Raw genomic sequence first — 13,448 nt, forward strand, 5'->3', positions numbered from 1 at the left:
GTTACCCGATTGAATCGGCGCGCCAATGGGAATCGGGTTCAACGGGCGCGCCGCCAATCGACACCCGTGCCGGTGACGGGAAACCACGAAGAAATCGCGGAAACCGGGCTGGATTCGGCGCCGCTGGCAGTGTAACACGCGCTCCGAAGTCATCCTGTTGCCTCATTTGGGCAACAGGTAGCTGGACCGCACGGCACGAAGAAGCCGGACCCCGGGATCATTTGAGAGGAAAGTGCACCATATGACGATCAACGCGTACCGCCTTTCGGTGCTGGCCGCAGGCGTGGTCGGCGTTCTGGGCGCCGGGCTTTTCACCGCCTCGGCTCAGCAGCAGCCGCAGATTCCCCAGGGTTGGTTCAAGGCTTGCACCAAGCAGGAAGACGTCGACATCTGCAATGTCCAGAACATCGTCACCGCCGGCAACGGTCAGCTCGTCACCGGCGTGAGCATGATCGAGCTCAAGGGCAAGGTGAACCGCAAGGTCTTCCAGGTCACGGTCCCGACGGGCCGTCTTATTCCCCCGGGCATCGGCCTGCAGATCGATGGCGGCAAAGCGCAGAAGCTTGACTATGTGATCTGCTTCCCGGATCGTTGCGTCGCCGAAGTGCCGCTGACGGATCAGATCGTGGCGTCTTTCAAGAAGGGCCAGGCGATCTCGCTGACCTCGATCAACTTTCAGAACCAGCCGAACCCGATCAAGATCGCGCTGACCGGCTTCAGCGGCGCCTATGACGGCCCGCCGCTGCAGCAGTCGGACATCGAGGACCGACAGAAGAAGCTGCAGGACTTCGTCGCGAAGAACAACCAGGACTTCGCCAAGAAGCTCAAGGACGAGCAGGACAAGGCCAAGACCGCGAACTGATCGCGCAAGCGCCGTCCGGAAAAACAAAAGCGGGGCAATTGCCCCGCTTTTTTGTTGCCGCCTTCAATGCTTCGACTGGCGCTTCGGCTCGTAGCGGCCGTCCGGCAGCTTGTCGAACATCTCGCCGATCTGCGGATGCCGTACCGGCTCGCCAGACCGGTCCTCGAGCAGGTTCTGCTCGGACACATAGGCGATGTACTCGGTATCCGAATTCTCCGCGAGAAGGTGGTAGAAAGGCTGGTCCTTGCGCGGACGCACGTCGGCGGGAATAGCTTCGTACCATTCCTCGGTGTTGGCGAATTCGGGATCGACGTCGAAGATCACGCCACGGAACGGAAAGAGCCGATGGCGAACCACTTGCCCGATCGAGAACTTGGCCGTTTTCATCGCACTCACCACTGGGCGTCCCTGCTCGACGCAAAACGCCCTAACATCTTGAAATTACGCGCTACGCCGCCAAAAATCGACCCCGACTTTCGGGCTGTTGCCTATTTGGCGCAGGTGCCGCCTCAATTCAATGCCGCGGCCCATGCTGCAAGCCACGGATGGGCTGCGCGTAGGGTTTCGCGGGCGCAGCGGAAAAGGGCGGCGAATGAGCTTATTGCCCAGCCGGTTTGCGCAGGCCGCCGGCAATGGCGCGAAAACCGCTGCCGGGCCGCAAGCCCTCGCGCATGAAGAAGGCGCGCAACGGCGCGAAGCTGCCCAGCGCATTGAGGCCGGCGCTGCGCGCCAACTGGGCTGGCAGCAAATCGGACAGCAGCGACATGTTGAGCAGGTTCACCGCGCCGCTGCGTGCCCATATGTCGGGCCGGCGCCTGGTGTCGTAGGCGGCGAGTGCCTTGCGCGAGCCGGGATCGTCCCGGTTTTCGCCGGCGATTCCAACCAGATCGTCGATGTCCCTGATGCCGAGGTTGAGCCCCTGGGCGCCGATCGGCGGAAACACATGCGCCGCCTCGCCGACGAGCGCGACGCGGTTTTGGGCGAAGCGGCCGGGCGAGGCCGCCGACAAAGGATAGACCTGGCGGCCGGGTTCGACCGAGACCCGGCCAAGCATCGACTGCATCTGCTCCTCGACTCGCGCCGACAAGCTTGCGTCGTCGAGCGCCGCAAGCTCCTGTGCCGTTTCCGGTTTCACCACCCAGACAAGGCTCGAGCGCTTGCCCGGCAGCGGCACCTGCGTGAACGGTCCCGTTTCGGTGTGGAATTCGGTCGAGACGAAGCCGTGCTCGCTGCGATGGCCGAAATTGAGGACAAGCGCCGACTGCGGATAGGGCCGTGCCGAGGCGCGAATGCCGGCGGCTTCCCGCGCCGGCGACAGGCGTCCGTCAGCGGCGACTGCCAGGGACGCCGAGATTTCGCTGCCATCGGCCAACCGGGCATGGGCCTGCCCGGCGTCAAGGCGCCAGGATTTTACGATGGATTTCAGCCAATTGATGCCTTGATGAGCCGAAACGGCCTTGGCGAGGACAGGGATAAGAGTCTTATTTGGCAGGTTGAGCCCGAACTGTTCCTCGCCGATCTCGCTGGCGCGAAAGGTGACGGTCGGGCTGCGGATCAGTCGTCCGGTGGCGTCGACGATGCGCATCACCTTGAGAGGTGCCGCCTCTGGCTTCAGTTCGGCAAGGACGCCCAGCCGGTCGAGGACTTTCAGTGCCGGATTCATGAGTGCCGTGGTCCGGCCGTCGCCGCTGTTGGCATCTGGGCCGACCAGCGTCACGTCAAAGCCGGCCTCGGCGAAGCCGAGCGCCGCGATCAGGCCGGCAGGACCGCTGCCGGCAACCAGAACACGGGCTGTATCGTTGTGCTCCACGCCGAGCTCCCACAATGAGAGGCGACCCGTCGGGCCTTTATATCGATATAGGTCGGACCAACTGGCTTGATCAACGCGGCGATTCAGCCCATTCGATTGTCATGAGCGGCGAGCAGCACGATTTCAGCCATCTCGACCGTGCCGGCCGCGCGACGGCGGGCGTAGCGCGCAGCCCGCGCCTTACGGTCATGCTGACGATCGGTATCGGCATCATCCTTGCTTGGCTGCTTCTCGGCGCCATGGCGATCCGTGGCGCTGAAAGCCGCCTGGTCGGGGCACCCGGCGATATGCTGCTCAAAAACCTGCCGAGCTTGCCGCTGCCGGATTTCCTGGGCCGCTTCTTCGCTCTTTGCCTTGCGCCGGCGCCGTTTGCCGGCGCGGCCGGCCTGCAAGCGTCGGCGCTTGTGCCGATGTGGTTCCTGATGGCCGTGGCGACCATGCTGCCGTCGGCGGCGCCATTGATCCGCACCTATTGCGAAATCGCCGACACGGCGAGGATCAAGGGCGAGCCGGTCGTTCATCCGCTGGTGCTCGTCGCCGGATACCTCGCCACATGGCTCGGCGCATCCGTGGGTTTTACCGTGTTGACGCTCGCGGTCTATGCCTTTGCCAACTCCGGCCGGATGCTCGATCCAGCCGTCGGCCTCGCCGGCGGCGCCGCGCTGCTCGTCGCCGGTCTCTACCAGTTCAGCGGCCTGAAACAGGCATGCCTGGAAAAATGCCGCAACCCGTTCTCGATCCTGTTCGCCAACTGGAGCGCGAAACCAGGCCGCATCTTCCGTTTGGGGCTGGAGCAGGGCGTCTGGTGCCTCGGTTGCTGCTGGGCGCTGATGCTGGTGATGTTTGCCGTCGGCGCGATGAACGTCTTCTGGATGGCGCTGATCGGCCTGTTCACCCTTATCGAGAAACAGACCGCCGGCAGGGTGGCCAGCCGGGTTGCCGGCGCGATACTGCTTGTGTGGGCGGCTGCCCTGCTATTAGTTTCGGCATGAGGGAGAATTTGATGACCGACCAAGGCTGGGCAATGAAAGGGGAGCTGGTACTCTCCTGCAATTGCACGGTTTTCTGCCCCTGCGTGCTGTCGCTCGGCAGCCATCCGCCGACGGAGGGGTACTGCCAGACCTGGGCGGGCTTCCGTATCGATGCCGGCCATTTCGGCGAGGTCGACCTTTCGGGCCTCAATCTCGGCCTGATCATGGAAATCCCAGGCTATATGAGCCGCGGCAACTGGACCGCCGGCCTGTTCATCGACAAGCGCGCCTCGGTCTATGCGGCGAAGGCATTGACGAAGATATTCACCGGCAAGGCCGGCGGCACCACCTCGCTGCTGTCGATCCTCGTCGGGAAGTTCCTGGGCGTCGAGCAGGTGCCGATTACCTATGAGACGCGCGACAAGACGCGCGTCTTCCAGATACCGAAGATCATCGACGGCGCGGTAACACCTATCCCCGGCAAAGACCGCGAGAAGGATACGGTGATCACCAACTCCGAATATTGGATCGCGCCGGAAATCATCGTGGCGAAGTCCGACAAGAGCAAGATGCGCGCCTTCGGCCGCAACTGGAATTTTGCCGGCCGCTCGGCCGAGATCTGCAAGCTGGACTGGCGGGGACCGTGAGCAAGAACACAGCGGCACGCAAAGCGGCCAAGAAGATCGCGGAGCGGCTTCCGCTGCCGAAGAAGAAGGTGACCTGGCCGCAGGCGCGCGCGTTCTCGGTGCATCTGCTCACCGCATCGGGTTCTTTCCTGGCCTTCCTGTCACTGGTGGCGGCGAGCGAGGAGAGCTGGACTTCGATGTTCTGGTGGTTGGGGCTGGCGCTGTTCGTCGACGGCATCGACGGACCGATCGCCAGGAAGCTCGAGGTCAAGGAGATCCTGCCGACATGGTCGGGAGAGCTCCTCGACAACATCATCGACTACGTCACTTACGTGCTCATCCCGGCTTTCGCGCTCTATCAGCGCGGTTTCATGGGCGAGAATCTGTCCTTCCTATCGGCGGCCATCATCGTCGTCTCCAGCGCGATCTACTATGCCGACACCGGCATGAAGACGAAGGAGAACTTCTTCAAAGGCTTCCCGGTCGTCTGGAACATGGTGGTGTTCACGCTTTTCGTCATCGAGCCGGGGCAATGGGTGTCTTTCGCCGTGGTGGTGGTTGCCGGCATTTTGACCTTCGTGCCGATCAACTTCATCCATCCGGTGCGCGTGGTGAGGTTAAGGCCGGTCAATCTCGGCATGACGCTTTTGTGGTGCGCCTTCGGCGCGTTGGCGCTGGCGCAGGCCGCCCTGGCCGCCTTCTACGACAAGATCGGTGTGCTTGGCGAACAGGTCAGCGACTTCACCAAGATCGGCATCACGATCACGGGCCTCTATCTCGCCAGCATCGGGGGCATCATGCAGATGTTCCCCAAGCTGGGCGCCAGGAAATCCTGATCTGGCTTTTTGTCGGAGCATGATCTTTCGGCATCATGCGCTAGATACTGTCCATACCTTCAGAGAGTTGAGCGATGTCCAAGGCTATCCGCATCCACGCCCACGGCGGCCCCGAAGTGCTGTCTTACGAGGATGCCGAACCCGGCCAGCCGGGCGAAGGACAGATCCTCATCCGGCACACGGCGATCGGCCTAAACTTCATCGACGTCTACCACCGTTCCGGGCTTTATCCGCCGCCCGGCGGTTTTCCGCTGATCCCGGGTGGCGAGGCGGCCGGCGTGGTGCTGGCGCTGGGCGCCGGCGTCGACTGGCTGAAGCCCGGCGACCGCATCGCCTATGCCGTCAGTGTCGGAGCCTATAGCGAGCAACGGGTGATCGCCGCCGAGCGCGTCGTCAAGGTGCCGGACGGCATCAGCGACGAGCAGGCCGCGGCAATGATGCTCAAAGGCATGACAGCCGAGTATCTTCTGCGCCGCACCTATCCGGTGAAAGCCGGCGACACGATCCTCTACCATGCGGCGGCAGGCGGCGTCGGCCTCATCCTCGGCCAATGGGCGAAGCATCTCGGCGCAACGGTGATCGGCACCGCAAGCTCCAAGGACAAGATCGAGCTCGCGAAGGCGCATGGCTTCGACCATGTCGTCAACTACAAGGAACAGGATTTCGTCGCCGCTGTTTCGGCCCTGACGCAAGGCCGCAAATGCGACGTCGTCTACGACTCGGTCGGCGCGGACACGTTTCCCGCATCGCTCGACTGCCTGCGGCCGCTTGGCATGTTCGTCAGCTTCGGCCAGTCGTCCGGGCCGATCCCGCCTTTCTCCATGTCGATCCTGGCGCAGAAAGGCTCGCTGTTTGCCACGCGCCCGACACTCTTCGCCTACAACGCCAAGCGCGAGGATCTGGTGAAGTCGGCGGAAGCGCTTTTCGACGTGGTCAAGAGCGGCGCCGTCGAGATCAAGATCAACCAGCGCTACGCGTTGAAGGACGCGGCGAAGGCGCAGGCTGATCTCGAAGCCCGCAAGACGACGGGAACGACCATCCTCATTCCCTAAAAACTGGAGCATGATGTCGCCCGAAAACCGCTTCACACTTTTCGGCATCATGCTCGAGCCGACTTGCCTTGTTTTTCAGCGGCTTGCCGTGCTTGGAGGCACGGCTTGCCCGAAAAGCGCTGCGGATTTGCCGCCGTTCTCAAGAGGTCTATCTTACCCCTTGAGTTTCCGCTGGAATTCTTGAAGCTCTTTCAAGTTGGGTGCCGCTTTCCGACAGGAGCCGGCCGCGCATACCATGATCTCGGGAACACAGAACATATCTGGGACACCAGATGGGAGGCACTGTGAGTGCAAATCATGACAGGGCGAACCTGCTCGAGGGTCGTGGCCTTACGAAGATTTTTGGCACGCTGACGGCGTGCGATCACATCGATCTCAATATCGCAAAAGGCGAGATTCACGCGCTGCTCGGCGAGAACGGCGCCGGCAAGTCGACGCTGGTCAAGATGCTGTTCGGATCGCTCGAGCCGAATTCTGGCGAGATATTCTGGGACGGCAAGCCGGTCAAGATCACCAGCCCGGGCGTGGCGAAGAAGCTCGGCATCGGCATGGTGTTCCAGCACTTCTCGCTGTTCGAGGCGCTGACGGCGGCCGAGAATATCGCGCTTTCGCTCAATGACGGTTCGCCGATCAGCACCATTGCCGCCAAGGCGAGGGCGCTGTCCTTCAGCTATGGCCTGCCGCTCGATCCGGACTCGCTGGTCGGAGACCTCTCCGTGGGCGAGCGCCAGCGCATCGAGATCATCCGCTGCCTCTTGCAGACGCCGCAGCTCATCATTCTCGACGAGCCGACCTCGGTGCTGACGCCGCAGGAAGCCGACAAGCTGTTCGAGACGCTGGAACGGCTGCGCTCGGAGGGCAAGTCGATCCTCTACATTTCGCACCGGCTGGAAGAGGTCAAACGCATCTGCGACCGCGCGACCGTGCTGCGCCACGGCAAGGTCGTCGGCCACTGCAATCCGCGTGAGGAGACGGCCGCATCGCTTGCCCGCATGATGGTCGGCAGCGAGGTGAAGGCCGTGGTGCGCGCGCCGGCAGAGGGCATCGAAACCGCATCGGCGCTGCTGGAGATCCGCGGCCTCAGCCGCAAGCCGGCGACGCCCTTCGCCATCCCACTCAAGAACATCAACCTCACCGTACGCGCCGGCGAAGTCATCGGCATCGCCGGTGTTGCCGGCAACGGCCAGGGCGAGCTCTTCGAATCCGTCTCCGGCGAGGTGCTGCAGCAGGATGCCGGTTCCGTGCGGATTCGCGGCAAGGACGCCGGCGCATTCTCCATCACGGGACGCCGCCTGATGGGGGCTGCCTTCGTGCCGGAAGAGCGCCTCGGCCATGGCGCGGCGCCGCGTATGAAGCTGTCTGAGAACCTGCTGCTGTCGCGCCACGCCACAGACGGCAAGGCTTTCGTCGGCTCGGGCGGCATGGTCAAGAACGGCTCCGTCTACAGTGCCGCCCAGCGCATTATCACCGCCATGGACGTGCGCAAGAGTGCGCCCGACCCGGAGGCGGCGGCGCTGTCGGGCGGCAATCTGCAGAAATTCATCGTCGGCCGCGAACTCGACCGCAAGCCGAGCGTCATGATCGTCAACCAGCCGACCTGGGGCGTCGACGCAGGTGCGGCCGCGCATATCCGCCAGGCGCTGATCGAGCTCGCCCGCAGCGGGTCGGCGGTGCTGGTCATAAGCCAGGACCTCGATGAATTGTTCGAACTGTCGGACGCGATCGCCGTCATGCATAACGGCGAACTGTCGAAACCGCTGCCGATCGCCGAGGCGACTTTCGAGAAGATCGGCCTGTTGATGGGCGGCGCCGAGCCGGGCCACGCCGAACACGGAATGGAGGTGGCATGATGCGCATCGAACTTGTCAAACGCCCGCAGCGCTCGGCGCTGTTCTCCATGCTGTCGCCCTTCATCGCCTTCGCGCTGACGATCATTGCCGGCGCCATCATGTTCGCGTTGCTCGGCGTCAATCCGCTCAACGCCTTCGAGATCTATTTCGTCGAGCCGATCAGCCAGGTCTGGCAGTTGCACGAATTGGCGATCAAGGCGGCACCGCTGATCCTGATCGCGGTCGGCCTGTCGGTCTGCTACAAGGCCAACATCTGGAATATCGGCGCCGAGGGCCAGTTCATTTTCGGCGCGATCTTCGGCTCGATCATCCCGGTGCTGTTCCCGCAATTCGAGGGCCCGCTGGTGATCCCGCTGATGCTCTTGCTTGGCATGGTCGGCGGCGCCTTCTACGCATCGATCCCGGCGCTTTTGAAGACGCGGTTCAGCACCAACGAGATCCTGACCAGCCTGATGCTGGTCTATGTCGCGCAGCTCTTCCTCGACTGGCTGGTGCGCGGCCCATGGCGCGATCCGCAAGGCCACGGTTTTCCGCAGACCATCCAGTTCGGCGACTCCGCCGTGCTGCCCGAACTGATGCCCGATGCAGGCCGCGCCAATTGGGGCTTCGTCTTCGCGCTGGTCGCCGCCGTGCTGATCTGGCTGATGATGAGCCGCATGCTGAAAGGGTTTGAAGTGCGCGTTCTGGGCTCCAGCCCACGGGCAGGGCGCTTCGCCGGCTTCGGCTTCAACAAGATGGTGTTCTTCACCTTCCTTCTGTCCGGCGCGCTGGCCGGCCTGGCGGGCATCTCGGAAGTGTCCGGCGCCATCGGCCAGTTGCAGCCGGTGATCTCACCCGGCTACGGCTTCACCGCCATCATCGTCGCCTTCCTCGGCAGGCTCAATCCGCTGGGCATCGTGGCCGCGGGTCTCGTGCTGGCGCTGACCTATCTCGGCGGCGAGGCGGTGCAGAGCGCGCTCGGCATTTCCGACAAGGTGGCGCGTGTCTTCCAGGGCATGCTTTTGTTCTTCGTGCTCGGCTGCGACACGCTCATCCACTACCGCATCCGCCTGATCGGCATGGCGCTGACGAAGGCGAACGGCACGGCGAAGCTCGAAGCAGCGCCGAAGCTCGAGGAGGCCCGCTGATGGACATCACCGTCAACATCCTTTTGACCATCGCCACCGCGGCCACGCCGCTGTTGATCGCGGCAATCGGCGAGCTGGTGGTCGAGCGCTCCGGCGTGCTCAATCTGGGCGTCGAAGGCATGATGATCATGGGCGCCGTCGGCGGTTTCGGCGCCGGTTACCTCACCGGTTCGCCCTGGATCGGCCTGCTGGCCGCGATCATCGTCGGCGCGCTGTTCTCGCTGCTCTTCGCCGTCATGACGCTGTCTTTGGCCACCAACCAGGTGGCCACCGGCCTGTCGCTGACGCTGCTCGGCCTCGGCCTGTCCGGCATGATCGGCACCAGCTTCGTCGGCCAGCCGGGCGTCAGATTGCCCAATCTCGATATCCCCGGGCTCAGCTCGATCCCGGTGGTGGGCAAGCTGATCTTCGGCCAGGATCCGGTCTTCTACATCTCGATCGCGCTGACCGCGGCGGTCATGTGGTTCCTGTTCAAGACGCGCACCGGCCTTACGCTGCGCTCGATCGGCGACAGCCATACGTCCGCCCATGCGCTCGGCATCAAGGTCATCCGGTACCGCTATCTCGCCGTGATGTTCGGCGGCGCCTGCGCCGGCCTTGCCGGCGGCCACCTGTCGCTGGTCTACACGCCGCAATGGGTCGAGAACATGAGCGCTGGCCGCGGCTGGATCGCGCTGGCGCTGGTGGTGTTCGCTTCCTGGCGCCCGTGGCGGGTGCTGGCCGGCGCCTATATCTTCGGCGCGGTGTGGATCGGCCAGCTTCATGCACAGGCTTTTGGCATTCCGGTGCCCTCGCAGTTTCTTTCTTCGCTGCCCTATCTGGCAACCATCGTGGTTCTCGTTCTAATCTCGCGCAACAAGCGGCTGACGATGATGAACACGCCGGCTTCGTTGGGGCAGCCATTCGTTCCGGATCGTTGACGACAACAAAAAGACGGGAAGCTCCAAGGCTTAACTCAGAGAGGTAACACAATGAAAAAACTGCTTATTGCATTGATGACCACAGCCGCGGCCCTGTCGCTTGCGGCAAGTGCCGAGGCGGCGGGCAAGCTAAAGGCCTGCTGGGTCTATACGGGCCCGATCGGCGACTTCGGCTATTCCTACCAGCACGACCAGGGCCGCCTCGAAGTGGAGAAGGCGCTCGGCGACAAGGTCGAGACCGCCTATCTCGAAAACGTGTCGGAAGGCCCCGACGCCGACCGCGCTTTCGAGCGACTGGCGCGCGAGAAGTGCAAGATCATCTTCGGCACTTCGTTCGGCTTCATGGATGCCGAGGTGAAGGTCGCCAAGAAGTTCCCCAAGGTGATGTTCGAGCATGCCACGGGCTTCAAGACCGGCGGCAATCTCGGCATCTACAATGCCCGCTTCTATGAGGGCCGCTATGTGCTCGGCCAGATCGCGGCGAAGGAATCGAAGAAGGGCCTCGCCGGCTACATCGTCTCCTTCCCGATCCCGGAAGTGGTGATGGGCATCAACTCCTTCATCCTCGGCGCGCAGTCGGTCAATCCCGACTTCAAGGTGAAGATCGTGTGGGTGAATTCCTGGTTCGATCCGGGCAAGGAAGCCGACGCCGCCAAGGCGCTGTTCGATCAGGGCGCCGACATCATCGTCCAGCACACCGACTCGACCGCCGCGCTGCAGGTGGCCGAGGAGCGCAAGCTGCACGGCTTCGGCCAGTCGTCCGACATGATCAAGTTCGCGCCGAACGCGCAGCTGACCTCGCTGACCGACGAATGGGGTCCGTATTACATCAGCCGCGTCCAGGCAGCGCTCGACGGCACCTGGAAGCCGGACAATGTCTGGCTCGGCATCAAGGACGGCGCCGTCAAGCTCGCGCCCTTCACCAACATGCCCGACGACGTGAAGGCGATGGCCGAAGCGACGTCGAAGAAGATCGCCGGCGGCTGGAACCCCTTCACCGGCCCGGTGTCGAAGCAGGACGGCTCGCCGTGGCTGAAGGACGGCGAAGTCGCCGACGACGGCACGCTGCTCGGCATGAATTTCTACGTCAAGGGCATCGACGACAAGCTGCCGCAGTAAGCGCCGCCGACGTCTCGAACCGGGGAGGGCGCCGCGAGGCGCCCTCTTTCGTTTGTGAGATCGATCGGCAAGACTTTGGCGTGTCGAACGAGAGCTGACTTGGTTTTTTGCCAGTTGGCTAAAGATCATTCGACAGTCTCTCGTGTTGAGTATTTAATATCAATTTCGATGCAGATTTTATGAATTCAGACATTTTACGATAATGGTGCAATATTCTTGCAGGTTTACGTAACCACTTTCACATACGCCGGCGACCTCTACTTCCATGCTGATCGCGCAACTTAGACGAAATCAGCTGGCGTGACAGAGCGCCCGCGGAAGGGGGTCTTATGCAGTTGAATAAGAAGCTTCTGGCAATCATCGGGAAACGTTTTCCCGCCATATACGACGTCATCCCGCGCGGACCACAGGGTGGGCTGGCGCGGGTCGCACTCAACCCGCAGCCGCTGCCGCCGCATGAACTGGGCGCCGCGGTCGCCGAGGAATTCGTCCGCTATTTGTGGGTGGCCGAGCGAGGCGGTCTCGATATGAAGACGCTGATGAGCGATCTCGACGACTGGTGCCCCACGCGACCAAAGATCCCGAAGCTGCCCCCATGGTGGGGACCGTTCCCGGAACCGGAGCCGCGCCCCGAGTGGTTCGTCGACTATCATTTGGGATTTGCCGCTCGGCTGTCGGCGGTCGAAACGGGCACGCGCCTCGACAAGACTCTCGATCAGGTGATCGAGCGTTCCCTGTCGGCAATCGAAGCGGTGAAGCTCTGACGAGAGGCTGCCGACGCCGAGGATGTCTCGACAGTCAAAGGGCGCCGTGAGGCGCCCTTATTCATTGAAGATACCCACTTTGGCGTGCGCTATCAGACCGCCGAGCCGTAAAGGTCATAAGCGTCGGCACGGTCGATCTTGACCGTCACGATCTCGCCGGCGCGCAGCGGCCGCCGCGACTGGATGTGCACCGAGCCGTCGATCTCGGGCGCATCATATTTGGTGCGGCCCTTGGCGGACGTGCCATGCGCTTCGTCGATCAGCACCGGCAGGCGCTTGCCGACTTTCTTGGCGAGTTGCGCAGCCGAGATCTTCTGCTGGCGCTGCATGAAACGGTGCCAGCGCGCTTCCTTGATCTCCTGCGGCACCTGCTCCAGCCCGAGATCGTTGGAACGCGCGCCCTTGACCGGCTCGTATTTGAAGCAGCCGGCGCGGTCTATTTTCGCCTCGTCCAGCCAGTCGAGCAGCATCTGGAAATCGTCTTCCGTCTCGCCGGGGAAGCCGACGATGAAGGTCGAGCGGATGGCGAGGTCGGGACAGACCTCGCGCCAGCCGCGGATGCGGTCCAGCGTCTTTTCGCCATGCGCGGGACGGCGCATGTTTTTCAGCACCTGCGGCGAGGCGTGCTGGAAGGGGATGTCTAGATAGGGAAGGATTTTTCCGTCAGCCATCAGCGGGATGACGTCGGCGACATGCGGATAGGGATACACGTAGTGCATGCGTATCCAGATGCCGAGTTTGCCGAGCTCCTCGGCGAGGTCGAGGAATTTCGCCCGCACCTCACGGTCGCCGAGCATGCTGGTCTGATACTTGATGTCGATGCCGTAGGCGCTGGTGTCCTGCGAGATGACGAGGATCTCCTTGACGCCGGCCTTGGCCAGCTTTTCGGCTTCGCGCAGCACATCCGCGGCCGGGCGGGAGACGAGATCGCCGCGCAGCGCGGGAATGATGCAGAACGTGCAACGGTTGTTGCAGCCTTCGGAAATCTTCAGATAGGCGTAGTGGCGCGGCGTCAGCTTCACGCCCTGCGGCGGCAGCAGGTCGATATAGGGATCGTGGCTCGGCGGGGCCGCCTCATGCACCGCGGCCATGACGCTCTCATAGGCCTGCGGACCGGTGATCGCCAGCACATTGGGATGCTTCTCGCGGATGACGTCCGGCTCGGCGCCGAGGCAGCCGGTGACGATGACGCGGCCGTTTTCCGAAAGGGCCGAACCGATGGCGCTGAGCGACTCGTCGCGCGCGGAATCGAGGAAACCGCAAGTGTTGACCACGACGAGGTCGGCGCCGTCATGCTTGCGCGCGATCTCGTAGCCTTCGGCGCGCAGGCGCGTGATGATGCGCTCGGAATCGACGAGCGCTTTCGGGCATCCAAGACTGACGAAACTGACGCGTGGGGCGGACATAAGGTCTTCCGGGCTTTTGGGGATCGGCGGCGCAATACCACACTAATTGCGGCATTGGTATGGGCTGGCCCATCCTGCGGCAAAACGCATTGTCAGGCGCAACTG

13 protein-coding genes are annotated in these 13,448 nt (G+C 63.0%); 10 read left to right on the forward strand and 3 right to left on the reverse strand.

Going from position 1 to position 13,448, the window contains the following annotated elements:
- The first annotated feature begins 241 nt into the window (after positions 1–241).
- Complete coding sequence (locus DPM33_RS21855; RefSeq protein ID WP_112099510.1) at positions 242–862, forward strand: invasion associated locus B family protein; 621 nt, start codon at positions 242–244, stop codon at positions 860–862.
- A gap of 63 nt (positions 863–925) precedes the next feature.
- On the opposite strand, the gene hspQ is transcribed toward DPM33_RS21855, so the two are convergent.
- Positions 926–1,249, reverse strand: a complete 324-nt coding sequence (gene hspQ, locus DPM33_RS21860) for a heat shock protein HspQ (protein ID WP_167449172.1) — start codon at positions 1,247–1,249, stop codon at positions 926–928.
- Positions 1,250–1,460: 211 nt separating this feature from the next.
- Positions 1,461–2,672 carry a UbiH/UbiF family hydroxylase gene (locus DPM33_RS21865; protein ID WP_112099630.1) on the reverse strand — a complete coding sequence of 404 codons (1,212 nt, stop codon included), beginning with the start codon at positions 2,670–2,672 and terminating at the stop codon, positions 1,461–1,463.
- 101 nt (positions 2,673–2,773) lie between these two features.
- Between DPM33_RS21865 and DPM33_RS21870 the strand changes: the two genes are divergently transcribed.
- The 9 genes from DPM33_RS21870 to DPM33_RS21910 all read left to right on the forward strand — a co-directional run bounded on the left by DPM33_RS21870 (position 2,774) and on the right by DPM33_RS21910 (position 11,937).
- Entirely contained in the window at positions 2,774–3,664 is an 891-nt protein-coding gene (locus DPM33_RS21870) for a DUF2182 domain-containing protein (protein WP_167449173.1), read from the forward strand.
- Positions 3,665–3,675: 11 nt separating this feature from the next.
- Positions 3,676–4,290 carry a DUF1326 domain-containing protein gene (locus tag DPM33_RS21875; RefSeq protein ID WP_112099513.1) on the forward strand — a complete coding sequence of 205 codons (615 nt, stop codon included), beginning with the start codon at positions 3,676–3,678 and terminating at the stop codon, positions 4,288–4,290.
- Entirely contained in the window at positions 4,287–5,105 is an 819-nt protein-coding gene (gene pcsA, locus DPM33_RS21880; protein WP_167449174.1) for a phosphatidylcholine synthase, read from the forward strand. Before DPM33_RS21875 ends, pcsA begins: the two co-directional genes overlap by 4 nt.
- Before the next feature lie 74 nt (positions 5,106–5,179).
- Positions 5,180–6,157, forward strand: coding sequence for a quinone oxidoreductase family protein (locus DPM33_RS21885; RefSeq protein ID WP_112099514.1), 978 nt, complete (start codon positions 5,180–5,182; stop codon positions 6,155–6,157).
- Between the two features lie 272 nt (positions 6,158–6,429).
- Positions 6,430–8,007, forward strand: coding sequence for an ABC transporter ATP-binding protein (locus DPM33_RS21890; RefSeq protein ID WP_167449175.1), 1,578 nt, complete (start codon positions 6,430–6,432; stop codon positions 8,005–8,007).
- Positions 8,004–9,134, forward strand: a complete 1,131-nt coding sequence (locus tag DPM33_RS21895) for an ABC transporter permease (RefSeq protein WP_112099515.1) — start codon at positions 8,004–8,006, stop codon at positions 9,132–9,134. The genes DPM33_RS21890 and DPM33_RS21895 overlap by 4 nt, the downstream gene beginning before the upstream one ends.
- Positions 9,134–10,054, forward strand: coding sequence for an ABC transporter permease (locus DPM33_RS21900; RefSeq protein WP_112099516.1), 921 nt, complete (start codon positions 9,134–9,136; stop codon positions 10,052–10,054). The genes DPM33_RS21895 and DPM33_RS21900 overlap by 1 nt, the downstream gene beginning before the upstream one ends.
- A 51-nt stretch (positions 10,055–10,105) precedes the next feature.
- Positions 10,106–11,173, forward strand: coding sequence for a BMP family ABC transporter substrate-binding protein (locus DPM33_RS21905; protein WP_112099517.1), 1,068 nt, complete (start codon positions 10,106–10,108; stop codon positions 11,171–11,173).
- Positions 11,174–11,502: 329 nt separating this feature from the next.
- Entirely contained in the window at positions 11,503–11,937 is a 435-nt protein-coding gene (locus DPM33_RS21910) for a hypothetical protein (RefSeq protein WP_112099518.1), read from the forward strand.
- 92 nt (positions 11,938–12,029) lie between these two features.
- On the opposite strand, the gene rimO is transcribed toward DPM33_RS21910, so the two are convergent.
- Positions 12,030–13,343, reverse strand: a complete 1,314-nt coding sequence (gene rimO / locus DPM33_RS21915) for a 30S ribosomal protein S12 methylthiotransferase RimO (protein ID WP_112099519.1) — start codon at positions 13,341–13,343, stop codon at positions 12,030–12,032.
- Between the last annotated feature and the right edge of the window lie 105 nt (positions 13,344–13,448).

The organism is Mesorhizobium hawassense (genome assembly GCF_003289945.1).
Lineage (GTDB): Bacteria > Pseudomonadota > Alphaproteobacteria > Rhizobiales > Rhizobiaceae > Mesorhizobium > Mesorhizobium hawassense.